Origin of the sequence: Tautonia marina, from assembly GCF_009177065.1 — a bacterium.
GTDB lineage: Bacteria > Planctomycetota > Planctomycetia > Isosphaerales > Isosphaeraceae > Tautonia > Tautonia marina.
Window position 1 is genome coordinate 32,760 of the sequence record NZ_WEZF01000009.1, and the last position, 26,800, is coordinate 59,559.

Sequence of the window (26,800 nt, forward strand, 5' to 3'; positions counted from 1 at the left end):
ACCAGGTGAATCCGTGGCTGAAGTCACTGTCATCCTCGATGTCCTTGCAGGCCCCGATGCTCCCCGATCCTTCCGGATCGAACCGGGAGCCACCGTTCGAATCGGCCGCGCCGACACTGCCGATTTCGTCCTGACCGACCGTTCCCTCTCCCGCCTTCATTTCACCCTCTCCCTCCAGGATGCCGTCGTACAGCTCCTCGACGAAGTAAGCCGCTTTGGGACATTCGTCAACGGTGCTCGCGTGACCAGAGCAAGCCTCCGCGCGGGAGACATCATCGAAGCCGGGGTGAGCCGCTTCACCGTCCGAATGCTTGCCCAACGCCCGCCGGCTCCCCGGCCCGTCCCCGCTCCTCCAAAGCCGCGACACGCTGGACCAGGTTCCCAGCCCCAGACTCCGGGCCCGCCTGCAAGTGCTCTGGAGATCCTCCGATCGCAACCGTCCCCGCTCTCCATCATTCTCGATGCGGCCCGGGATCCCTTGATCCTCGCCCTGCTGACCTCTTGCCCCGAGCGACATCAGTCGTTGTACGAGGGTCCGCTCGCTGATCAGCTTGTGGAGTCGGCCCCCTATCTGGTGTCCCTTCCTTCCGGTTCGAGCTTCCTGGAAACCTTGGTGACGGAAGGATGGGGGAAAAGCTGGGGGATTGTCCTCTCGTCATCCTCCCCGTTCGATGAGCTACGCAAGCATCTCAGGCGCTTTCTGACCGTCAAGCACGAGGGAAAGGGACAGGTCCTGTTCCGCTTCTATGATCCCAGAGTGCTCAACATCTTCTTGCCAACATGCACACCAAGCGAGCTTCGAGAGTTCTTCGGCCCCATCCAGTGGTTCCTGGTCGAAGGGGATCGTGTCGACGAACTTCGTCGTTTTGGGGCGGATTCAAGCGGACTTCGTCGGGAGTTCATTACCCTGTCCACTCCCTCGAATCCCGCGGAACGTCGCGTGGTCCCATCAGAAATGGAATGGCCCTATCGTTGAACGATGCAACAGCCCCATCGCCAGCCAAACCCGTGCAGTGACGGAGTCCATAAATCCAGCGATTCATCAGAGGCTCACCATGTTCACATTCCGCCGCTCGCAACTTGACCAGATGAGCAGCGCCCGGCGGGCCGCACTGCATCGCCGAATCGCCGAGTTGTACCGTCGACACTTGCCAGAGATCACCACCCCCTGGGACGACTCTGAGTTGCTCCGTCGCGTTGAGCAGGCGGATCGCAAAGCCATCAGCCTGGGCATTCAGACCGAACGAGGAATTTCGCAATACGTGGGCTTCGCGCTGGTCAATGGTCCAGACTTCGACGAACATCCTCAAATTAAAGCCTACTTCCAAGCTCCTGGATCGACTCCCGACGAAAAAATGCAAATGCTCACGGATCGGTGTGCGGCGCTTGAGCAAGCCCAACGCACTCCCTGATCCGCGATCCGATCGAGGTTCCTGGCTTCCCTCGACCCCTCGGGTTCATCGACTCAGGCCCCAAACGTTCCATGATCTTTGCGACCGCTCTACCACTGGCCCCTCCGATCAGCCCTCCGACCATCGCCTGGGATGTCGCTGTCCTGATCGTCGCAGGAGGGATACTTGCTTATCAGGCAATCCAAAAAGCGACCGAAAGCGCCCCGACCGACGTTGTCTCAGACACGACCGATTGCCCGAAGAAACCTTGCCCACCCTGTGTTCCCCCCGTGGGTACCGTCGCTTACGAGATCCATCGCGTCCCTCCGTCCAAACCTCATTTTCCATGTACGGGGGACCATGTCCACTGGTTCATGCGGATGCAGAACCCGAACAATTGCCAGTGTTTCTGGAAGCGCAATTTCAAACCTCCAACCTGTCTCAATCCGGGCGAGGTGTTTCAGCCTCCTCCTGGAGCCGTCCCGATGTGATCGTCTGGGCCCCTCGTGCTCCACGGCCCGATTCGGGATTTTTCAAGGAGGTCCACCGTGCGTCCTCTCGGCCGGCTGATTGGTTACGATATTCGTTTCGCTCCCTCCCCTGCGCTTCGGGCGCTCTGGAACAGCAAGCGACGTGAGCATTATCTTCTCCGTCCCGAGGTCGACTTCCCCTATTCGGTCGACCGCGCCGTCTGGCCCTCTCGGTTTCGGCTTGGAGGAACGGAACCACCTCCAGGCCTTCAGAAAGGCGAGATGATTGACCTTGATCCGGCGACGGTGCCCCCCCACTACCAACTCTTTGATCTTTGGGACGACCTCACTCGGATGCTCGCCCCTCACCGGGCGAACCCCGAGGGTGATACCGGCCTGAGCGTCGGCCTGGTAATCCCCGAGCAGGACCCCAGCCGAACCGCCACCCTGAACGATGAATGGTGCCTTGCGATCCTCGGTTCGCCCATCCGTCCCCCCGATCCTGAGCCGACCTGGAAATGCATCGGCTACGATGTTGCCAACAGCGGTTTTACCAGCGCGATCTCGAATTGTGGGATGTCCGACGACGAGCGGGTTCCCCTTCGCAAGCTCTGGAGTGACCGCCTCAACTCATTCGGCCTGTTTGAATCCGTGGCGGATGCCAATCGTTACTGTGCCGACGCCAATCAGCGGATCGAGGGAGACGGCCCCTTCTTCGTCTTCGAACTTCACCTCATCTGGAGCACCATCCCGATCTCCTGAGCCCTTCCCTTGCACCATCGTTGAGCAAACACGATCCGTCATCGACCATTGGACCCAGGTATTTTGGGCCCTCGATCGAACCGTGGAGAGGGGAGGTGTGACAGTGGGTCGTCCTCCGATTTGATTACGCGGATGAGTTGCCCGGTTGAGCTTCATCACTGCCTTCACGGATTTCCCGAATCCGAAGCTCTCGGAATCGGTTCGGTCAAGACAGACCATTGTGCTCGGCCACTCGAATTGATTTATTGGATGCAAGGTGATGCGTCGTGTTTCGTCGGTCATCGAGGAGGGAAGAAGGAGATTGCCCCTCGCGTCGAGCCGAGTTCCCCCCGAGTCTCGAGGGAGTCCCCATGGCCACTGTGACGCACCCCCCACTGGCCAAGCCGGTTCGGGCTCGCCTGATCCTCGAGGCCGCCGCCGCCGCGGTTTCCCTGATCTTGATTGCCTGGCTTTTGCTCTGGTTCATCTGGCAGGCACCCCGCGCCACCGCCATCCGGGCGTTCATCATTCCGGAACTGGGGGTCCCGTATCAGGGGGCGGATCAACGGGCCTTGCTGGCTGCCGCGATCGACAGCGACGGCCGAGCGCTGCCGCTCAATCAACTGGAGAGCGCGCTGAGCGATGCCGTCTCCGGCCGAGGCGACCCGATCGTCGTCTCGGTCTCGGCACCAACGATCGCCTCCGGTCCCCAAGCCGACGGACTCGATCAGGAGCGAATTGTCTCGCTCGTGACCCAGGTGGCTCAGAAAGCCAGAAGTCCAGTCCTACTCGCCGTTGATCTCTCGCAACTCCGGAGCGATCGTGAGCGAGGAGTGTTCGGCAACGCCCCCACCCAAGGACTCTCCGAGGCGCTCCAGGCGATCGACGTACCGGCCGAGTCGCCAGGCATCGGGATCCTCTTTTCGTGCGCACCGGGACAGACGAGCTGGATGATCGACGATCTCGGTCGATCGGTCTTCTCCTACTACCTGCAACGGGGGCTTGAAGGCGAAGCCATTGCCTGGACCGATCGGGGCCGGGGCGGACAGATGTCGCTCGATGGTCTCGGCCGATACATCCAGCATCATGTCACCTCTTGGGTCCGAGAGAATCGAAACGCCGTTCAAACTCCGGAACTGATGACGCTCGGAAGCGGTTCCGATCGCATCACCTTCTCACCGATCCGCCCTCCAGACACGTCATCGACGGATGCCTCGTTGACCAATACCGAAGCCTTAAACACTTCTGAGACTGTCGCCAAGTCCAACGACGCAACGCCTCCGGGTGACGAAAAATCTGAGGATTCCCCTCCGCCGCCGACTCCCAACCCGATCGACACTCTGCTCAAGACCCTCGTCGATGAGTGGAAGGCCCATGATGCGCTGTTGCTCGACGATCCCCCTGCGTACCGTCTCTTGCCCGCGCACTGGAAGCTCTACGAGCGCGATCTCTTACTTGCCGATCGTCTCGTCCGAGAAGCTTTTCGTGATCCACAGATGCGGCAATCCGCCTCTCAGCGTCTCATGCAAGCGAGCAGCGTTCGAAGCAATCTGACCAGCACCTTGTCCCGACGACAATCCGATCAGCAACGCTTCCCCATTCGAAACCTTGAGTCCAATCGAGACGCGCAGGGAATTCTGCGTGAAGCCCTGGAATACTTGACCGGCCGGAGCGTCGAGCAGCTTGCTCGTCGCGAGGTTCCCGCTGCTCCCTCACCGTCCGCCGAAGCTGTCGAGCAGCCTGAGGCCGAATCGTCGTTTGCCGACGAACGTCAGCCGACTCCTCCTCCTGAGTTGATCGCAGCAACCCGGGGTGTCCACGAGATGCCCTACCTCGAACTTCAGCTTCCGGCCTGGGCGTTTCGGTTTACTGAGCGCGATGCGTTCCATCGTCCCGACTACTTTCGGAACGCGACCCGAGGCGATTTGCTGCTCCGAACCACCCTCTCACGTCGCATCGCCGAAACATCCCTCGCTCGCGATCATCGCGGGCTCCTCGGCATCGCCAAGACCATCGAGCAAGGTGATCGTGCCCGCCGAGACGTCCAGGACCATCTCTTCGCTCTCGACGAGGTAATCCCCAGAACGATTGAAGAACGGTTGAAGGAAGCGCAGGGCCACTACCAGTCCGCAAAGGTCGCAATTGATCGCTTTGCCCGAGGGCGAGCCCTGCTCGAACGAATCTTCGCCCAGCTTCCCGCCCTGGCAGAGTGGAAGGTCCGAGACACCTCCTGGATTGCTCCCGCCGATGAAGCCTCGCTGCCCGATTCGGTCGTCCAGGCACTCGACGCGGCCGATGCCCTGGCCAAGCGGCTTGCGACGGTCGCAATCGATCCGAGCGCCAACTCCACCGCCTCCGAGGAGCTTGACCGGGCGATCGATACCGCCAGCCGGACCTTCAACGCACTTCTGGACCAGTTCAACGATCGCGCCACAAAGCTCTCTCGCGGTCAATGGCAGGCCCTCCACCAGTTGCTCGACACGCCGCTGCTTCCCTGGCAAACACGCGAAACCCTGTTGAAGCACGACACGAAAGACTGGCGATCCTCGGAACAACCGCCTCCCTCTCGCCAACCCCGGAACGCAGCCGCTCCCGAGGTACGATTCGACCGGGCCTGGATGGCCGAGGCCGCCGCCCTGGCAAAGCTCGATGCTCGGCTCCGCCTGCTGGCCGAGACCACTAGCCCCGACGGAGCCTCGGAAAGCCTCCTTCGAATGGACCGCGCGGCCGACGACCTCCGCGATCGCCTCGTTCGAACCGAGGACACCGGGAGCCCTGACGACCTGCTCGATCGTTATTCCTCGTTCTCTGACGCCGTCGGCGAGGTTAGGCGATCGTTCACCGGGAGCGTCACCCGACGGCTTCCGACTGCCGCCGACGCACTATTCCCCATACTCTGGAATGACGAATCCCGGTACCGACTCCGCTGCGCCACTGAGATCGAGTTGATGGGCCAGGATGCCCGAGAAGATCAACCGACTCGCCGGCTCGACGCCTTCGGTCAGCGTCTAGCAGCGCTGCTGCACGCCCAAAGGCTTGTCGAAGACAACGATCGTGACGGAGCTGAACTGTTGCGACGTGCCGCGAGTGAAGCCCAGTCGTGGATCGGTGTTGAGGAGATCCAGGGAGGACCCGAAATCCGTCCCAGGTCCGGCGTGCTGGCCCTCCAATGGCAACCCGCCACCGACCGGCTGAACATCGACCCCGCAGGCGTGAGCGTTTCCTTTCAGATCGCCGCCGTAAACCGCAACGCGGAGGTTCCCGAGGGCCTCGCCTTCGTTGCGGCACTGATGCCCACCGGAGAATCAGGTGCCTGGCTGACCCTCAGAGCCGAGCAGTCCCCCGAAAGAAGCCGCCCGGATCGAATTCCCGGCGGTCTGGTCTCGGTCGGCCCTGTGGTGCAATCCGATCCGCCGACGGTCTCCTTCGTGGCAACGCAGGAAGACCTGGACGTGACCGGCTCTCCCGAAGCGAACATCCAGGCCCGCGGTTTCTATCGCGGAAAGGTCATTCAGGGAGATGGGAATCGACCGCTGGTCATGCCCATCGTCGCTCGAGACTTCGGTCATCCGGTCGAAATTTCCATTGCCCAGAACCTCGAACCCCTGAGACGGAAGCTGGCTCCGTTCAACATTAGCGTAACTCCGGAACGTTACGATGTCTTCGCTCTGAACAACGGGACCGGATTCATGCATCAGGATACGGATCTGCCCTATATCCTGACGATCAGCAACACCCGTCAACGACCGCTTCGGGTGCGAATTGTTCGGACCTTGCTTCCCGCCGACGGCAAGCAAGATGAACCTATCCTTCTGGGAGAAACCAAAGGCGTCGAGCTTCAACCCGGAACCCCCTGGGAAATCCGAAGTACGATGAAAGCGATCGATGTCCGGCCTCGGGACGAAGACCGCTACTTGCGGATCCAGGTCTTCGAAGAAGGAGCGGCCCCCGACGCTGAACCGATCCGAGAGAAAACGGTTCGGTTCCATCAGATGTCCTGGAAGACGTACCTGACGGTCCAGGCCGCCATCGACCCCAAGGTCACGCGTGTCCGAGCCACCGACACCCCGTTCGGGGCCTTTGTGGTCACGCTTTCGAGACTCGAAGGCGACCCGGTCCGTGAGCCGATCACTCACGACGAAATCAGTTGCACGCTGAAGCAAACCGTCACGAAACCTCCCGCGAGTCCGGACAAATGGTTAATTCCTGGAAAATCCATGTATTTTGATCACACCCTCGAAGCAGACGAGCAGTACCCCTGGCGGCTCCGGGTCGGCAACGTGACCATCACGTCCGACCTCCTCAACGGCCCCCCAACCGACGAGAATCCCTGAGAGAAGCCTACCCAATGGCCCCGGTCACCCCCGAGGCCCGGGGAGCGGATCGTCCGTGCCACCGACCGTTGCTCGTCATCGCAGCCGGTCCCAAGGCCGACCCAAGGGAGAGATCATGGATCCGAAGCCGAATCCAAACCCCAACGGGAACCCGAACGCTCTGCCGGACGAAGACGTCGGCAAGACCCTCAATCTGCTCTCACCCGCTGGCTCTCAGGTCGGAGGTACCCCTCCGACTTCGGAATCCTCCTCGACACCCGATCCGCAAACGGAAAAGGAGCCCACCAGCAAACTGCCCTCGACCGAGGGAGGCACCCACCCTGCTTCTGGCAGCGGCCCCGAGACCGAGAATTACTCCTTTGCCGACCTTCCCAGACAGATTGGGCTGATCCATCCCGGTATGGTGTTACTCGACCAGTACGAGGTCCTCGAACACCTCGGCGAGGGCGGCATGGGAGCCGTCTGGCTCGTTCGGAATACCGGCCTCGATGCGAAACGGGTCCTGAAGGTCATCAACCCGAGCCTGGTCGGCAGCAAGTCGCTGCGTCAGCGCTTCACTCGCGAAGCGAAGTTGATGGCCAAGATTTCCTCGCACCCTCACGCCACTGTCGTGCACGCCACGGGGGTGGCTAACGGGGTGCCGTACATTGAGATGGAGTATATCCGGGGACGCTCGCTTCGCCGCGAACTCAGCGAGCGTCATCCGATCCCGTTGGACTGTGTCGCCCGGCTCGCCTCGCAGCTTTGCGACGTGCTCGGCGAAGCCCATCGCCACGGCATCGTCCACCGCGACCTGAAGCCGGAAAATATCATGCTGCTTGCCGACCGCGAACCCGGCAAGGAGTTCCTCAAGGTTCTCGATTTCGGGATCGCCAAGCTCATCGAACAGGAAGATGGGTCCGAGAGCGGCATCGCCACCCAGACGCTCGGTACCGAGGGCTTTATCGGCACCGCCGCCTACGCCAGCCCGGAACAAATCAAGGACGACTCACCCGATCATCGGAGCGACCTCTACTCGCTCGGCGTCATCCTCTACGAGATGCTCACCGGTCACCGACCGTTTCCGCAAAAGAAACCCGAGCAGTTGCTCTACGCCCACTGCTTCGAGCCTCCCCCGCCCTTCTCATCGCACCAGGGGGTTGATGTTCCGCCGCCCGTCGAGCAAGTCATTCTTCGCTGTCTTTCCAAGGACCGCAACGATCGGCCTTCCTCCGCCGAAAAACTGCGTCAGGAATTCCTTGAAGCCATCTTCACCGTGCTTAGCCCCGCAGAGGTCTTCACGGAGTTTCAGACCCCTCCTCCGACCGAGCCTCGACGGTTTGTCCCCCCCGTGCGATCGGAGCTTCCCACCGAGTTCGAGTCCGAAACCGGACTTCGAAACCGACGAAGGTGGATTCCACGATGGGCTGCCACGGGAGCACTCGCGTTGGTCGTCCTTGGAGGCGGAACCCTGATCGGACTCCGATACTTCGACGGAGGGAGCGGGAGTAATTCCACCCAAACCCTGATCCACCCGGATGAGGTTCCGAGCACGTTTCCTCAATCGCTTCTATCTTATTTTGAGGCCCGAGGATACAGCCCGGCCGACGATGCCCTTCCCGACCCCAGCGGCAGCCCGTCGGTCATCATTCGAAACTCAGACGGTCTCCGCCTGTTCCGGCAGAGTGGCGCTTATTTTCCCGCTGGGTACACCCCCGACACCGCCGCCGGTGAGACGGATCTTCTGCCCAATGCCATCGTCCGTGAGGATGGAACCCGCTTCATGCTCGTTCTCGGAACCGACGAGTACGGTTTTGAGATGGGAGCACCGGACGAGTTTGGCGGAATGAAAACGCTGTCGGAGGAACAACCACGCCACCGGGTCGTCCTCTCCAGCTTCTACTTGCAGCAGGCCGAGGTGACCGTTGGCGAAATGGAGACGTTCCTGAACGAGGTCGAACGCTGGGACCGAACCTCCCCGGACCTGGAAATCTACCGACAAGCGATCGATGATCTCCAGCGAGCCGGCGTGAAGTTTCTTGCCCACCCGGCCCCAGGAGTGACCCGGGAACTTGCCGAAGCCTACGCTCACCATGTCTCCGGACAGCTTCCCAGCGAGGCCCAGTGGGAGTACGCCGCCCGCTCCCGCGGTCAGGACCGCCCCTTCGTCTGGGGCTTCGAGCATGATAAGAAGCTGGCAAACATCGACTCTGGCCTCGTCTTCTCCTTGGCCCCAACCCACGAGGCGACCCTCTCCCCCCAGGAACGCCTTGAGAACCGGATTGCCTCGGGAGACATCACCGATCAGGAAATTCTCGACCTGACCGGCAACCTCCGCGAGTGGTGCCGAGACGTCTGGAGGCCCTACGGTCGCCACGCTTCTGACACCGACCCAATCGAGCAACCCGTCGATCGGGAACAGGCCAATTACGTGATCCGAGGAGGCTCTTACCTCACGGAATTCCCGGAGACCGCCCGAACGACCTGGCGGGCCGACGCCTCCACGGTCGACTACAAAGGCCCCCTCGATCACAGCGATCACGATCTCGGCTTCCGCGTCGTCGTCGAATTCCTTCCCCTTCCCTCCGATCCGTCTGCCCTCTCCAGGGCAGAATGACCTGAGATCAGCTTCTCGATTGCCCGCGCTCGGCCGATCGAGCCGAAAGGATCAACATCATGGGACTCCTTCCGATCGCGGTGCTCACGCTTACCGGGCTTGCCGTGTGTCAGGAGGACCAAGTCCACCCGGCTTCCGATCTCTGGGCCGTTGTCATTGGGATCGACGAGTATACCGAGGGCCGCGCCTTGCCAGGCTCTCGGGGCGCGGCCCGCGATGCCGAAGCATTCGCCGCCTGGCTCACCTCCGAGGCTGGCTGGCCAGATGACCACGTCCGGCTGATGACTCCGAATGCTCCGGAACCGCTGCGCCCCCTTCGGGACAATCTCGACCAGGCGATCGGCCAGTGGCTTACCAATCGCGTCCGACCGGGAGACCGCATCGTCATCTACTTCGCCGGTCAGGCCGTCGGACTCCCCCCCGGTCCGAACGCAAAGCCGGGTGACCCGCCCCGCGATTACCTCCTCCCCCTCGACGCCCGCCTCTCCGACCTCGATGGCACCGGTTGGTCCCTTGGCGATGCCCTCGACCCCATTGCGTCCCGGGGCGAACACCCGATCCTCTGCCTGCTCGACACCGGCCCGGCCGGCCGAGTACGCCCCGCGGCCCCCGAGGGACAGCCCTACGAACCTGCCCCGGCCTCTCGCATGCTTCGCAGTGTGCAGCGATGGCCCGGGACGACCGCCTGGCTCGCCGCCTCGGAGGGCCCCGCCCGGGAAACCCGCGATGGCCGCGGCCTCTTTACCTCCCGATTGATCGAGGCCCTCGGCGATCGCCAGGGCTCTCGCAACCTTTCGGCCACACTCGACCGGCTCCGCCGCGATCCAGAACTCGCCGAGCAACGGATTCAGACGTCTGGAGGATTCGATCCCAATCTCTCCCTCACTCGAACCGCCACCCGCCCGGCTCGCGACCTCATCACCGAGCCGATCGTTCAGCGAGGCCACGGCGATCGCGTGACCGCCGTCACCTTCACGCCGGACGGCGGCCAGATGATCACCGCCAGCATGGACTCAACCGTCCGCATCTGGCGAGGGGCAGGGGAGGAACTGCTCCGCGTCCTGCCCGGTGTTCTGATCGGTGCCCGCTCGCTCGCGATCAGCCCCGACGCCTCGACCCTCATTGTGGGCGGTGGCAAAGGCGAGGTCGCCGTCTACGACATGATCCAGGAACGCTGGCGATCCCCCCGAGCCGCGGTCCATGAATCTCCCGTTCAGTCAGCTCAGTTCTTACCCGGCGCGACCCATGCCGTCACGCTCGACGAGGCGGGACGCTGTGCCGTCTGGAACCTGACACAGCCCGAAGTCGTCCTTTCCGCAATCGTCGCCGACGCCGGGGCCTTCGCGATCGCCACGGCCACCGATCCCGAAGGCGTCGGCTTCGCCTTGATGATCGAGGAGGACGGCACCCGTCAGATCAATCTTTACACCCTCTCCGGACAGTTTCTCCGCGCCTTGCGTGCCCCGGAAACCGCCTCGGGGGCGCTCACTCTCGGACCCTCGGGAGATCGTGTGGTGATTGGGACCACCGACGGCCGGATCGTGACCGTCGGAGTCGAAGGCCGCATCCTGAGCGAGCACCAGATCGGCGCGCCGATCTCCTCGCTTCACGTCGCGCCCCGATGGCTCGTCGCTGCGGCGGGATCGTCCCTGATCGTGATTCCCGAGGAAGATCACAACCCCGCTCCCCCCTTGAACCTTGGCGAGACGGTGGACCAGGTGGCCATCTCGACCGACGGACGACGATTGGCGGCCTGCTCCGCCTTCTCAGGCAAGATCCTTGCCTGGGACCTCGCCGCCGACGGTCGCTCGGCCCAACCAATCCCCCTGGAAGACGTGGGGAACGGTGCAGCGCTTTCCCTCGCCGTCGATCCCGGTGGCGAACTCCTGGTCTCGGGTGACGGTCAGGGCAGTCTCCGCTCCTGGGTTCTGCCCGAGGGAACCGCTCGGCCCACGGTCGAGCGAGGGACCGGAGCAGTTCGACACGTTGCCGTCTCTCCCGACGGCCGACACCTGCTTCACCTCGTCCAGGACGACGAATCGACGGGGACCGCCTTGATCTGGGACCTCGACGAGGCCGATGGCCGGGGTGTGCGCATCATCCCCGGCCGTTTCGAATTCGCCGGCCGATTTCTCGACGACAACCGCCTTGCCCTCCTGCACGCTCCGATCGCAGGAACCCTTGGTGGCCCAGCCCTTTTCGACGTTCCCACCCTGGCTCGACTTCCCGTGCGCTTTGATCGCCCCTCGGTTCGAAACCGGCCGACCCGGACACGCTTCACCGTACTCACCAGCTCCAGCGACGGCACCCGGCTTGCCGCGGCGAACGAGACTGGCCCCGCCCTGATCTGCCTTTGGGACACTGGAACCGGCGAACTCCTGACAGAGCCGATCCGCGATCTCGACGGCAGCGTGGCCGCCCTGGAACTCTCGACCGACGGCCGACGCCTGTTTGCGGCCGACGACCTCGGTCTTGCGAAGGTCTGGGATCTCGACGAACAAGCCGAGCCGACCTTGCCTCCCCGGGTATTCGATCCCGCCAACGATGCCGCGGACGGCTCGGCCGTCGAGATCACGGCCGGGGCCATTGCTCCCCTCGACGCGAGCCTTGTGCTGCTTGGCCGCCGAGACGGCCGGCTGGAACTCTGGAATCTCAACACCGGGATCACGATCCCAGTCACTCGGCTCGATGGTGCCGTGACCACCGTCGCGTTCTCGCCCGATGGTCGACTTCTGGCCGCCGCCGGCGATGATCGCCGGATCATCCTCCGTCAGGTTTCCGAACCTGGCCGACCCCTCGCACTCGAACCGAGAGGCCCGAACCACCTGGAGCGGGTCAACTCTCTGGCCTTCTGGACCAACCGCCCGATCCTCGCCAGCGCTAGCCACGATGCCACCATTCGACTCTGGCTCACTGACGAACCAAACCTCCTTGGCACCCTCACCGCGTCGGAAGACGGCGTGAGCTGGGTTGCCTATACCCCCGAAGGGCTCTTTGACGCCTCTCCCGATGGTGAGCGTCGGGTCGCCTGGCGGATCAACGATCGACTGGAGCCGGGAAACGAAGACGATCGGCTGGCGTACCTCGATCAACTCGTGACGCAACGGCATATCTATGGTCTGACCAACGCGCTCCGACGAGGCGAGCGTCCCGAGCCCCCACCCTTGCCGACCACGAGACCCCCACTCGTGACGCTGGAACCGGCGTCATCGCACGATCCGAACCGCCGCACGGTCGAACTGGTCGTCGGCCTTGGCGGCGAGGACATCGAGGGACTTCGCCTCTATCATAACGGATCAAGCATCGTAGCCCCCGAGCCCGAGGGCCGACACCTCCGCCTGCCGCTGACGCTTGTCGAGGGAGAGAACCAGATCTATGCCCTGGCCAGCCGGCCCGGAGCGATCGATGGCCGATCCGAGATCCTCCGGCTCCGTTGTGATGTTCCCACCCCTGGTCGCCTGCACGTGCTCTCACTCGGTGTCAGCGCGTATCGAAACAATCCGGAGCAGGCGTTGCAGTTTGCCCATCTCGATGCCCAGGCCCTGGCCAGCCATTTCGGCAAGCACGCCCCGGGAAGCGTTGGCAAAACGGTGGTTCTGACCGACGACGCGGTGAGCAGGGAAGCTGTTGAAGACGTCTTTCGATCGCTCAGGCAAGAGGTTCGCGACCATCCCGAAGATACCGTGGTCGTCTTTCTGGCCGGCCACACCGATGTCCGTCGCGAGTTCTTCTGCTTGCTCTTGCCCAACGCTGAACTGCCCGAGCTTCCCCCGGGTGGAATCGATCTCCCGATGCCCGAGCTAGTCGCCATGCGAGGAGCCCAGGATTCGAGCGAGAGTCGAGCCCCTCGACCCGGCCGCGATCCGATTCTCGATCCAGCGGTTCTGCCTTATGCCGAACTCTACCGCCAGATGCTCACGCTCGAAGCCCTCAACCGGCTCGTGATCATTGACGCTTGCCAGGCTGATGCGATTTTTGATGATCGAGGTGTCGGCCTCCTGATGCGACGCCTGGCTGATCGCGACGCCTACCAGGCTCGCACGTCGTACATCCTTGCGGCGCGTCGCGGAGAACGGGCACTGGAAGCGTCGGAGCTTGAACACGGCTTGCTCAGTTACAGCCTGCTTCGGGGCATGGGAGCAACGGGATTGCGTGAGGTTCCAGGACTCACGATCTTCGAGGACCATCCGAGGGCCGATCTCAACGGAGATTCGCTCATCGGTTCCAACGAATTGAGGCAATACGCCGACCTCACCCTCCCCGCTCTGGCCGAACACTTTCTCGGGATCCCCCTCGCCATGAGAGGTGCCCGCGGCGAAGGGGACGCTCCGAACACTCACGGAGTCGCGCAAGGGTCTGCCGATTCTTCCTCGGCGAGCTTCCCGCTTGTGGTGCTCCCGTGAGCGTTCCCGATCGAGGATTCCAACAAGCTCGAAGACTCGACGGGGAGGGGGGGCAGCCTCGCCCCCCCCCAATGGATCGCAACCCTCTCCCTTGTCATCACTCGTTCGATGCGAAGCCCTTCGGCTCGGGCAACTGGGGATCGAAAATGGCGATCTCGCCCGGCAGGGCGAAGGAATCGGGGTCGAAATAAAGGTCCGCGACCTGTCGGTTCGAGGTCATCTCAGCCACTCTCCGAATGACAGCGGCTCGGAAGTCATCGAGGGTAATCGGCTCGTCGGGATCGACCATCGGTCGAATGCGAGCCCTGACCTGCGCCGATTCGATCACCGACTGGGCGAAGGCTCCGAGCGTGGCCAGTCGCTCGCTCGGCTGCTGCTTCGAAGCAACCATGACGATCACTCCCCGCCGGTACGCCAGATCTCGCACCCAGAGGTCGTAGCCCCGACCAATCCAATCGGGGTGATGCAACCCGTCGAGCAGGAAGACAACCAGACACCCTTCACTCGAAAGCCGCTCCAACGCTTCGGCAACAAGCCCGGAATCAAGTGTAGGAGCCGGCATGACTTCCCCAGTCGCATCGCTCCCAAGCAGCACTGGCGGACCTTTTCCATCGGGAGGAACGACCAGATGCGACTCCAACGCAACGAACACCGAGTCACCAGCTTTGAGCGATCCCGAATCAGCCCGTTCACGCAGATCCTCGAAGACCTCGGCGATCTGGTCACTCGTGGGCGAGGGACCTGATTCCGCGTCTCTCTCGGTTCCCAGCACCTGCCGATCGATCCGCGTCTCCGGAAAGCGCGGCCGATCGGTCGGTGCAGCCAGGAAGGCAGCGATCTGTTCTGCGTCTTGGGCGGCCGACGCAATCGACGGCACCTTTTCCCCGAATCCTTCGACCCCGATTGACCGGATCACCAGCAACGGGCTTCTTGGCGGTTCGGGCGGGGCCGGCGGCTCGAAGACCACGCGAACCATCTCTGTGTTGCTCACCCCCTGGTTATCCACCGCCTCGACCACAATCCTGTTGGTGCCTGGCTGGAGCGTCAACTCACGCTCAGCGCGGAGCGATGGTGACGGCTCCTCCGGTTCCAGACGGCCCAATTCCCTCGTGCCGATTCGGAACGATAACGAACGGATCACCCGAGACTCGGCAGCGGTCACAATCGCCGCAATGGTAAGTTCCGGAGCCTGGATCTGTTCCGGCACCGCCTCGAAGGTGATTGTCGGCGGAGCAAGGACACGAACGGGAGCCTCGTCAGCCCCTCCCTGAGCGAGGACCAAGGCCGCATCGCGATCTGCGGTTCGGAGCAAAGTATCGATTGCCTCGGGCCTCAGCAGTTGTTCCTCGTATCGACTCAGAGGGTGGAACCGTGTCGGCTCCATCAACGCGCCAATCGGAGGATTGACATGCCATCCGATCAGTCGATGGTCCCCAGCGATCGACGTATCGTAATACCCTTCCGGCATCCAGAGCACCCATTCCCGGTCGATCCCCGGATAGTAGCTCAGGAGCGGAGAGTCTCTCTTGGTCGTGCCCACCGGAAACCGGTCGGGTTCGCCTTCCCGAATCACCTGAAGATAAATCAAGCGATTGGGAACCGACTCATCAACCAGATCCACAAACTGATCGATTGGAACCGGGGCGTTTCCGTTGACTCCTTCGATCCCGGCCTCGTCGACCTGATCTCCCTCGTCAAGCCCCATCAGATCGGCCATGCTCCCGTCGACAACCTCTGAAACCTCCCAGCGCCCCTGATCATCCCTCCGGAACGTCGCACCAAGAGGCGGGCGTTGATCTACCCCGACCAGCGACCAGAGCCGAATCGTCTGATCATCCGAGGCGGTGGCAAGCCATCGACCGTCGGCTGACGGTGCCAGCGCCAAGACCGGCCCTTCGTGTCCAGCGAAGACCCGGGTTTTTCGGCCATCACGAGCGCGATAGACGACCACTCCGCCTTCGCAGCCAACAGCCAGCAGCAACTCCTCGCGACCTGCCGAGGGCGGCAGAAAACTGTAGCACCACCAGCGTCGCTCTCTGACTCGATCCAACTCAATCGTCGTACGAACCTGACCGTCCGGCCCAATCAATTCAAGCGTATAGATACCCGTCGGGCGGACCACCCACCCCTCGAACGAGTCCAGAGCACCTCGGATCTCGTCGGCATCCTCGACCGATACGGCTGACCGAGCCGCGAGGTCGAACCCCTCGTACGACCGGGGCTCATCGGGTTCAAGGGGCCGTCGCCGCGAATAGGCGATCGAGGTGCCCCCCTGATTCAAAAACCCGACATCCCAGAGGGTCGTGCCATCGCCAGCAAGAGTCATCATCTGCTGATCCGCCAGTGCCTGTCGTGGATCGGCAACATAGACGGCCTGGCGGTCTCCTCCACCAATCGCCAGCCTCGAACCATCGGGACTGAACGCAAGCCCCAATGCCCGCCCTCTCGTGTACACCAGATTTCTCAGCCGACGACCGTCGGGAAAGCGCCGAAGGACGATGTCACATTCGCTCCGAGGCAACTCAGCTTCATTCTCCGATCGGAACTTTAACACGCTCACCGCGAGCATTGCTCCATCGGGACTGATAGCCAGCGCCTCGATTGAACCACGGGTGAGCCGTCCGTTCGCATCCAGATCGTCTCGATTCAAAAATTCGAAACCATTCAAATTTGCAGTTTCATAACGGATGATCAGTCCGTTCTCACGACCGGCAACTACAAACCGTCCTGAGGGATCAACGACCAAGGTGTTGATCCGAAGTTGGTCGTCACTCAGATTCTCCGGCCGTGGCGACCGCGAGATCAGATGATTTCTCCAGTTCCAGATCCGAACAATCCCGTCATCCCCGGCGCTGGCGACCCGCTGACCATCGGGAAGGAAGACCACCGCTTGAACTCCACCCACATGATCGTTGAGAACAGCGACCGGAGTCGGCGGGCGGTCCTGGATGTCCCAGATGCGCACCGTGCCATCCAGACTGCACGAGGCGAGCATGCGGCCATCGGGTGAAACGCTTAGCCCCCGCACCACGTCACGGTGGCCAATTCGCTCCTCAGGGGCGACGTTCGGGTCAAGGTCAGTGATCCGAGCGAGCGGCGCGTTCCCCTCCGGTTCCAGCAGCTTCGGGTACGCATAAAGCGTGATCTCCCCGCCGCTCGATTCCACGCCATACCCGGCGACTGCGAGCACTCGCTGACCCTCGGCGTCAGGAGAGGAGGATAAGGCCATCGCATAGATCGATCCGGCGAGTCCGCGGAAGATGGGAGGCCGGAGCGTGGCGGAGAGACGCTCCCGCCCATCGGAAAAATCCCAGACATTGACAATTTTGTCCATCCCTGCGGAAAGAAGCGTTCGATCATCCGCGAATGCAAGGACTCGCAACTCGGCCGAGTGCCCGCCTCCGTTGTGAACCAGAATCGGCTTGCCAAAGTCGCGGATCGAGGATTGACCGGCCACCCTTCCGGCCGACGCTCCCAGTGCAATGACCAGCACAATCCAGGAAAATCGAGCTGGAATTCTCCATCCTGCCATTCCCTTCCGCACGGGGCTTCGCAGCCGACCATCTGGTGCAATGAGCCACTGCATGCGACAGTCCTTCCGCTCTAAGTTCTTTCAAAACCTGAAGTTCCTGCGAAACACCTCGAACCAGGTCCGGCCCCCGGGCCCCGGCCCCCGGCGCCGCGCCGGACCCATGTGCCACGATTCCGATCGAGGAACCCGCCGACCAACCGCCCGTTTCAGCATAACCGTCAGAAAACCGACAAGTCGACAAGCCGGTTCAGTCGATAAACCTATAACCTCTCGTTGTCCTCCCTGGTGTTGGACGGCGGACGTGGGGAATCTGACGAACGGACATGCTGGAACCTGGGCCGTCTTGGGCTCTCCGATCCAGCACCCCTCATTGACCGAACGTGAGGAGTGAGACTGAGATGAAGTGGATGTCCCGACGTCTCCGAATCACTGGGCTCGCGGCAAGTGGACTCGTCGCCTCGAGCCTCGCCCACGGTCAGTCCCCCCATCCCCCGGTCTCTCCATCCAAATTCAATCCACCGCCAGGTGCCACCGCCTACCCACAGGGTTATCAACATCCAGGATCACTTCTCAATGCCGACTCACCTTACACCACCGTCCCGGTCATACCCCTCAATTCCGACTTGATTGAAGGGCAAAGCGGGTACCGATCGCAAACCCTCAGACCAACCGGGCCGCGCGTTGTTCCATCAGGTCAGACCTTCGGAAGCGCTCAATCCGGATACGCGCCGACATCGCCAATGGCGGCTCCCCCCCGCGACGGGACCGACATTCCCTCTCCGCAATTCGGCGGCGTGCCCCCCGGATTCGCACCCGGCGCCGGGCTCCCCTCTGCCGAACCCCCTTCAACCGATCCGACCATGGCTCCAGACCTGCCAGCGCCGGACGACGGGTTTGATTTTGGGGCACAAACCGCTCCTCCCACTTCGCTCGGAGACCTTGCGTTCGAAGCTTCGGCCGGCGCTCCGGCAACGGGTCTCGGCGGTGCTGTTGGCCGAGGCGGATTTGGAGTTCCTGGCCTGATCGGCGACATGGGTCCCATCTTTGTCCGACAGCAACGGGCAGCTCAGGAGGGAGTTCCTCCTCTGCAACCCCCCGAGGTCGGTGATTTCAATGTTCGAGACCTGCCAGTCTCGATTCGCGGCATCAAACTCTCAGAGAATCAATCACCAATTCCCCAGGATCGCGTCTTCTATTCGTTCAATTACTACAAAGACGTGAACGAGTCCATCAACGAATCGCTCAACATCCCCTTCCGAGACATCAATGTTTACCGTCACGTCATGGGCTTTGAGAAAACCTATCTTGGCGGGTTGGGCTCGTTTGGTCTTCGTGTTCCGATTGAAACGGTGTCTGCGGTGGGTATCACCCCAGGCGCGGCGGCCCTTGACGGCACGTCGACGGCGGTCGGAAACATGCAACTGTTTCTGAAACACATCGTTTATCTCAATGACTTTGGCCTCATCTCAGCAGGGCTTCAGGTCTCAGCCCCGACTGGTCCGGCCAGCTTTGCCAACGCGGACTTCCTGGCCAGGCTCAACCCGACCTGGATCCAACCGTTTGTCGGGTACTTTTTTAACCAGGGGCGCTTTTACGCCCACGGTTTCAGCTCAATCGACGTACCAGCTTCCGATGAGTTGCCCACCTTCCTCTACAACGACCTCGGCTTCGGTTACCTGCTCTACCAGGCCGAAACTCCTGATCAGTTCCTGACCCTCATTGCTCCGACCTTCGAAGTTCATGTCAACACGCCGTTGACCCATCGCGACCCGTTCAACGTCGAGGATCCGTTTGGAACCCCCGACATGGTCAACCTAACCTACGGCGTGAACGTCGGATTGGCCGATCGCGCCTTGCTCAGTTCGGCGATCATCACTCCCGTCACAGGTCCCCGCCCCTTCGACTTCGAGGTCGCGGTCCTCTTGAACATCTACTTCGGTGGTTCGAACCGCTTGGATAATGTCCCACCCTATAATCGGGCTCCCGGGCTGCGTTACGCCACGGCTCCGCCGATCATCGGCAATTGATCGCCGGGGGCCAGCGAATCAACCCTGGCCGAATCACCGGGCCGAGTCTCTCGATTCTCGATTGTTCCGAGGGAAGGCTCGCCCGCCCCTGCGTTCTCATTCCTCAGCGGCGATCACTGGCAAGTGCCAGGGGACCACCCGGAACCGGTTGAGGAATCGGCTGTCCAGGCCGGTTCCTTCGACCGGGATTGGTCACGGTTCGCTGCTGAAGCACAACAACATCCCCTTCTCTCGCCTGAATGATGTTGGCATTGGGACCTTGTCGGGCGACTTGATCAAGATTCCTCGGCGAGTCGAGGAGCAGGACACCGTAACGAGGGTCGGTGATCCGATTCGCCTCGATGACGTTTCCAACCGACCCCCCGAACAGATAAACCCCTGCAACGGTGGTGCGTGGCTGTCCCTGGCCTGGAACGGGGGCAAAGACCGTCCCCACAATGAGGTTCCCCAGGCCCGAGGTCGCCGTCGGGCCAAGGCCGATGTAATTGCGCTGGATAAACTGCCGCCCCGGCGTGCCCGGCCCTCCTTGAAGGAGGTTTGTCAACGCCTCCTGTTCTTGGACCAACTCGGTGGGAGACACCGTGATCACCACGCTGTCAATGAAAATGCCCGATCCGATATCTCGCGGCAGGTTCGGATTTTCCGGTCGAAAATCTTCCGGAGGGATCGCTCGAATCTGATTTCCGGTCACAAAATTGCCGATCGACCGCCCCCCGAACACAGTCACTCCCGTGGAGATGTTCCGCTCGATCCGGTTCCCCGGTCCTCGCTGTCCCACCGGAGCCGGCGATGCTCCAATCTCGTTGCCGGCGGCGTTTGCAAGGTAGACGCCGTTGATATTGCGGAACACGACGTTTCCCTGGAGACGGTTGGGCACATAAGGCGAGGGGGAAAGCAGAGACTCAGCCGAAGGAGTCTCCTCCAGTTGCACTCCGACACCGTTGTAGGCGACGGCGTTGCCGAACACCCGATTGCCGGTGGTTCGATCAATCAAAACTCCGACATCCTGCACCTCCGGTTGATCGGGCGCGAAGATGAATCGCCCATTGATCAGCGTGATCGAGGTGAAGGCCACCGGGTCGATCGGCTGCCCATCCACACCGACCAGCGGCCGGATCTGGGTCGCGGGAGGTGCATCGATCTCCGTCTGAATCTGGCTGATTGCGGTCAGGGTCGGGTTATCGGCCCCTCCAATCACGTTGCCGACCACCAGGAGTTCCCGAGTCTGGGCCCCGTTGATCCGAACCCCCGTCCGTGTGTTCCCGGAAATCACGTTCCGCTCAGCATAGTCGGCACCGCCAACCGTCACTCCGACAGCGTTCGTCAGCACAACCCCATCTTGCTGCACCAGATTCACTCCGTTGAACGAGGGCAGGGCCGTGCCGGTCAGGTTCGTTCCGAGGTAATTCCCGGTGATCCTCACACCAGAGGGAGAAAGGTTTCCGAGGGTTTGCAGCACCTCGATCCCTGATGTGGTATTCCCGGAAATGGTATTGCCGCCGGCTCCGACCGTCCCCCCAACGACCACCCTTGAAGCGTTCTCGAGGACAATGCCAGTCCGATTCGCCTCGTTGGGCATAAGCCCGAGATAGCCGATCCGATTCCCCTGGATCAGGGTTTCCGAGGAACCCACTTCCTGATCGGCATTGACCACGCGGATCCCGGCTCCGGCCGACTGGCCGATAATGGTATTCCCTTGACCAGGAGACGATCCTCCGAGCCTTCCACCGCTCGACTCGACCACTCGGATCCCGTCGGCACGCGTCGGCAAACCGTTCCGCACAATCAAATTGCCCTGAACCACCGCATTGCTTGATCGATTGAGCAGGATACCGCTCTCAGCGTTCTCAGACACCCGGCTGTCGATCACCTGAATCCCAGGAGCATTCAGCGTCAACACACCGAACGCCCGACTCCGCTGGATCCGATTCCATCGAAGCTCCACGTCGGCCGACCCAACGACCAGGATTCCACTGTCGCCATTCTGCTCGACCTCGTTGTCGACCAGGCGAATTCGGGGGGAATTCGTCACCTCGACACCGTTCCCATCATTTCCGATCGATCGGTTGTGGAGGATGCGAAGCCCAGCCTCAGGATCTCCCTCGGGAGAGGTCAGGTTTGACAGGACGATTCCTGATCCCCGATTGTTCAACACCTCATTCGAGGCCAGCCCGACCCGCGAACCGCCGGGGATCGCCGCTTCGACGTAACGAATCCCGTCATCGGCATTGCGGGCAACGAGATTCCCATAAACCCTCACCGAATCGTCTGCTCTCGGTCCCGAACCAATGACGAAAATCCCGTGGCTGCCGTTCCCAACGACCAGGTTGCGCTCTCCATCGTCCAGGCCGCCCACCAGGCTTCCTGAAGATTGAAACAGGGTAATTCCGCCGAGCGTGTTTGCTGCCTGTCCTTGAAGTTCGTCGAGCGTCCCAACAAGGTTGCCCTGAATGGTGTTCTCGGTCCCGCCGCCGACCAGCACCCCAAAATCCCCACTGCCGGCAATCAGGTTCCCGGCTTCTGCCTGACCGACGACACTTCCCGACGCCCGGTTCAGCGCGATGCCGTTACTCCGATTTCCCAGAATGGTCGTGCCATCGTTCCCAATGCCAATCCGGTTCGAGAGGATCACGTTCTCCCAGGCCGGCAACTCGTTCTCCGGGCGGTCGAACACTTCGATTCCCGAGCCTCCGTTGGCTCCGATGACGTTCCCCGCGCTCCTTGAGGCGCCGCCAATCTGTGTCCCGCTTGAATCCAGCACAAAGATGCCAGTGCCGACATTCCCCAGAGGAGCATTCCCGGCTCCGTCGGTTCCGATCAGGTTCGCCTGGATGACCACGCCCTGGGTCCCCCGATTCGGCTGAACGTTGAGGACCTGCACCCCGGCCCCTCCATTGGCCGAAATCACATTGCCCAGACCAGGAGTGCCGATCTGGTTTCCCGGTGAGCCTTCGACCAGGACTCCTGCCCCTGCATTGCCGATCCCCCTCGATCCGCTGACATCGGTACCAATTGCGTTATTCAACACCAGATTATTGCTTGATCCACTCCGTAACGAGACTCCCGCTCCGAAGTTCCCGGAGATCAGATTTCGATTGTTGAAGAACGCATCGGAGGCACCGCCGATCGCGTTTTGAGACGCCCCACGGAGCGCCACACCATCTCCCTGGTTGCCGAGTTCGGGCAACTCGTCCAGTGCGGTTCGGCCGATCAGATTCCCGAAGACGCTTGTCCTGCTCGCCTGGTCGATCAGCACGCCACTGCCCCGGTTGGCAACAATCCGGTTGCCCCGGATCAGACTGCCCTCCGACTGCCCGGCCACACTGATTCCGTGGCCCCTGTTCCCCAGATTCAGCAGCAAGCCCTCAGTGTCCTCGACCACCTGCCCAACTTCATTAAACAATACCTGGACATCAACGCTCTGGGAACGAATGGCGATCCCATCCCGGCCATGACCCACAACGATGTTCGCCGATCCCGACGCAATTCCTCCGACGATGGCGTTCCTCGTCCCTTCCAGCAGGATGCCGAATCCGCCGTTCCCTTGTCCCTCACCCGTTTGCGAAGGAACCAGCCCGATCCGGTTACCGAGGATCTGAACCTCCTCGCCGTACTGCACGACGATTCCGCTTCCCAGGTTCTCATGCACCACGTTGCGGGTGGAATCGTCGGTCCCTCCCACGATGGACTGAGAAACATGCACGAACAGAATCCCGTGGCTCAGTGATCCCTCAACGGTATTCCCCACCACGAGGACATTACTTGCCTCCCCGTCGTTGGATTCCGTCGCCTCGCCGGAAATCGCAATCCCGAACCGCTGCACGGGGCTATCGAACCCCGGTTGTCCCGGCGCGAACTCCTCGAAACCAACAACGCGATTGTCGGCAATGCGCAGTCTCGACGATCCTTCCGCATGGATTCCGTCTCGACGATTGGCTCGAATGAGATTGTCGCGGATCTCATGGCCAGACGATTGGCTTAGTTGCACCCCGTCCCGGAGATTGCCAATCGCCTGGTTATTCCTCACCACGACCGACTCGACAGGTTCCTCAGCGTCGACATCGACGACGGCCACGCCCGAGCCAATATTGCGGAAGAGAATGTTGTTCTGAATCAAACTCCCCGTTGCACCCGGCCCTTCAACTCTGATCCCGTCACCAAAATTGTAAGCCACTGTGTTGGCCGAACCGCCAACCGTGTTGGACGGCGCATTTTGGATCAGCACTCCCGACCTGAGATTCGGGAGGATCAGCACTCCGTTCCCATCGGTCCCGATCCAGTTCCCCACGAGCAGATTGCCCGAGGACAGTGCTCCCAGAATCTCGACGCCTTGCGCTCGATTCCCGGAGATCACGTTCGACTCCAGACGGTTCCCTTGCCCGGAGTCGATCACCACCCCCGATCCTTCGTTCCCTCGCACGGAGGTTCCCGAGGCACTCGTGCCGATCCGGTTGTCGCGAAGGGAATTGTTCGAAGAGGTTTCGATTCGAACTCCAACACCCTCATTCCCAGAGATCGTGTTCTCGACCAGTTCAATTGCTTGGGCATTCTGCAACCAAACGCCATCGCCTAGATACGAGGACCCATCATGGAGGCGCTGGTCCACAATCGTATTTCGAGACACATACGCGTTGGATGCCTCGAAAATCGCAACCCCCACGCCATTGTCGAAGACAAAATTGTCCTCGATCACCCCCTCTGCATTCGAGCGGATCGCGATTCCCGCCCCCGAATTGCCAGCCACCTCGTTCCCGATGACCGGATTGTCGATCGCGCCGGGACCTTCGATCACGATCCCGTCACCCGCTCCGGAACGCACCAGGTTCCCTGAGGTCGGAGAGCCACCGATCTCATTCCCCGTGGCTCCCTCCGCCACTCGGATGCCGGCTCCGCCGCTCCGGTCGATCGTATTTCCGCGCACGAAGTTCCCGGAGGTGTCGGTCCCGGACACCCATACGCCGATCCCAACATTGTCAGAGATGACGTTCCCCCCCTCAACTCGATTCGCGGAGGCTCCGTCAGTAATCACCACACCATCAAAATTCTCGGTGATCAGGTTATTCAGAACAGCATTCCCGATTGTTCCAAAATCGGAAATCGCCACCCCGCGATCCCAATTTTCCTGAATGGTATTCCCGCTTCCGATCGTGTTGAATGACGCCCCGTCGTGAATCCGAACACCATCACCGAAATTACCTGCGATGAATGTCTCGGACACCAAATTGGAATTCGTCCCGACACCGCTGATCAGGACACCAATCCCATTTCCGAGGATCTCCGTATTCGCACCAACCGTATTCTCCGTCGCTCCCTCATCGATTCGGACCCCAGCTCCGAGTGCCCCGTAGATCAATGTCTCGGTCACAAGATTGCCGATCGTGCCAATGCCACTGATCCAGATGCCCAAATCGCTCGCCGCAATCGTGTTGTCGAGGTCCACGCGATTGTTCGATGCGCCGGCCGCAATCAAGACTCCGGCCGCTCCGTTACCAGGATCAACCTCCCCGCTGAGATCGGTGCCGATCCCGTTACCGATCAAGAGATTTTCCGTAGCCCCTGTCCCCCGAATTTCCACCCCAACGGCGAGGTTTCCCGAAATCAGATTCCCCAGGATTGGACCAAGACCGCCCACCAGCGCCGTGGTCGCATCGAGGAGACGGAGTCCGACCCCGTTGCCTGCGGAAATCCCCTCCACGTCAAGCCCCAGATAATTCCCCGCGATTGATACATCACTTGCGCCGTTGACGAGGATTCCCACGTCCGTGAATCGAATCACGGACAGCCCAAGGATCGACGAGGCAGCAGCCGTCGAAGCCACTTCGAGTCCCACCTCGACCTCGTTCCCACCATCAAGTTCGACAACCGGCCGCCCATCCCACCCTGGGGCTGACCATCCGTCGATCGTCACAGTGTCAGTAATGATTGGCAGGGGGGTCAGAAGCGAAATCGTGCCATTGACCGCGAATGTAATTTCGTCAGGTCCCGGAGTTGCGTTTGCATTCAAGATCACCTGTCGCAATGACCCAAATCCAGAGTCATTCGTGGTGGTGACAACGAACCCCTGAAGCTGAACCGCGTTGGAAAATTCCGAGGTTTCCCGTCCCGGCCCGTCCACTCGAGACGCGGTCGCCGTGATGGCAGTCCCAACGAGAGTCGAGAGATCCGCATTCACGAGCGTCCCAAACGTGACTTCTCCCACCCCATTCGTGGTCACGTTGAATTCGCCGAGAAATTGTCTTCCTTCCGCATCAACCGCATCACCATCACTTGCGAAGACCTGAACAAGAAACACCGTATTTGAGGCTGCCCCGCTGAGGGTCCCATTCACACGGATCGTGGTCTGATCGATGGAATCAACCGAGGTCAAACTCGGCGCCGGTTGATCGTTATTTCCACCGTTGACCAGTTCGATTCCCAGACCTGCGTTCTGAAAAATCGAATTGGCCAGAATCGCCACCCCGGTTGCTTCGGAAACTCGAACCCCCACTCCATTCCAGGCAATGACGTTCGCATCGGCCGCGACCGTCCCGCCCAGTGTATTGTTCGAGGCCGCCACTCCCTCGAACACCACCCCGCCACCCTGGTTCCCCAGATCCTGTTCGCCTGTGGAATCGGTTCCCAAACGATTGTTCACGATCACGTTATCCGAGGATTCGACCAGGATCCCAGCCCCCGAGAACCGGCGGAGGTCCAGCCCCCGAATCACGCTCGCGTTGGAACCGGCGGCCAGGTGCAGACCGTTGACTCCGGGGCCGGCGTTGATTCCGTCAATCACCACCACCGGAGCGTCCACATACCCTGGAGCTGTTGTCGCATCGACAATCAACTCTCCATCGATCGAAGGAAGCGCCGAGGCCAGTTCAATCGTTCCTGAGACGTCAAACTCGATCTCATCGATCGGATCAAGACTTGTATTTGCGTCAAGAATTGCCTGACGGAACGATCCCGGACCATCATCGGCCGTATTGAGGACTGTGAATGTGGCCAGCAACTGCCTCGGTTCCATCACCTCCACGACGAGTTGTCGTCGTCCAATCAGCGATCGGCGTGATTCACGATGTCTGATTGCTCGGAACGAGGTTCGGGTAGATCGAGACATCGGTTCACGTCTCCGGTTGCATTGCAAGAATAAACGTCAACCACTCGCGACATCAGCCCCGAGCACCATGATTCAACTACGCATCAACCAAAACGAACACAATTGATCGATCATTCTCGATCACCACAATCCTACAACCACCAACCGCGAATACCACAACCAAGAAGATCCAGGACACCCGAAGGCGGCGACGGGCATTGCCACACC

At 61.3% G+C, this 26,800-nt stretch carries 9 protein-coding genes; 7 read left to right on the forward strand and 2 right to left on the reverse strand.

Features of this window, described 5'->3' with window-relative positions; genetic code table 11:
* Positions 1-13 precede the first annotated feature (13 nt).
* The 6 genes from GA615_RS12315 to GA615_RS12340 all read left to right on the forward strand — a co-directional run bounded on the left by GA615_RS12315 (position 14) and on the right by GA615_RS12340 (position 13,935).
* Complete coding sequence (locus GA615_RS12315; protein ID WP_152051608.1) at positions 14-976, forward strand: DUF4123 domain-containing protein; 963 nt, start codon at positions 14-16, stop codon at positions 974-976.
* Between the two features lie 79 nt (positions 977-1,055).
* A complete protein-coding gene (locus GA615_RS12320) occupies positions 1,056-1,412 on the forward strand; it encodes a hypothetical protein (protein ID WP_152051609.1) in 357 nt (118 codons plus the stop codon).
* Positions 1,413-1,939: 527 nt separating this feature from the next.
* Positions 1,940-2,623, forward strand: a complete 684-nt coding sequence (locus GA615_RS12325) for a hypothetical protein (RefSeq protein WP_152051610.1) — start codon at positions 1,940-1,942, stop codon at positions 2,621-2,623.
* Positions 2,624-2,973: 350 nt separating this feature from the next.
* Complete coding sequence (locus tag GA615_RS12330; RefSeq protein ID WP_152051611.1) at positions 2,974-6,936, forward strand: hypothetical protein; 3,963 nt, start codon at positions 2,974-2,976, stop codon at positions 6,934-6,936.
* Positions 6,937-7,051: 115 nt separating this feature from the next.
* Complete coding sequence (locus GA615_RS12335; RefSeq protein ID WP_152051612.1) at positions 7,052-9,532, forward strand: bifunctional serine/threonine-protein kinase/formylglycine-generating enzyme family protein; 2,481 nt, start codon at positions 7,052-7,054, stop codon at positions 9,530-9,532.
* Between the two features lie 59 nt (positions 9,533-9,591).
* A complete protein-coding gene (locus tag GA615_RS12340) occupies positions 9,592-13,935 on the forward strand; it encodes a WD40 repeat domain-containing protein (protein ID WP_152051613.1) in 4,344 nt (1,447 codons plus the stop codon).
* A gap of 97 nt (positions 13,936-14,032) precedes the next feature.
* On the opposite strand, the gene GA615_RS12345 is transcribed toward GA615_RS12340, so the two are convergent.
* Positions 14,033-17,521, reverse strand: a complete 3,489-nt coding sequence (locus tag GA615_RS12345) for a WD40 repeat domain-containing protein (protein WP_152051614.1) — start codon at positions 17,519-17,521, stop codon at positions 14,033-14,035.
* A 686-nt stretch (positions 17,522-18,207) separates the two neighbouring features.
* Here GA615_RS12345 and GA615_RS12350 point away from each other — a divergent pair.
* Positions 18,208-19,494 carry a hypothetical protein gene (locus GA615_RS12350; protein ID WP_161602304.1) on the forward strand — a complete coding sequence of 429 codons (1,287 nt, stop codon included), beginning with the start codon at positions 18,208-18,210 and terminating at the stop codon, positions 19,492-19,494.
* A gap of 103 nt (positions 19,495-19,597) precedes the next feature.
* On the opposite strand, the gene GA615_RS12355 is transcribed toward GA615_RS12350, so the two are convergent.
* A complete protein-coding gene (locus GA615_RS12355; RefSeq protein ID WP_152051616.1) occupies positions 19,598-26,593 on the reverse strand; it encodes a right-handed parallel beta-helix repeat-containing protein in 6,996 nt (2,331 codons plus the stop codon).
* Between the last annotated feature and the right edge of the window lie 207 nt (positions 26,594-26,800).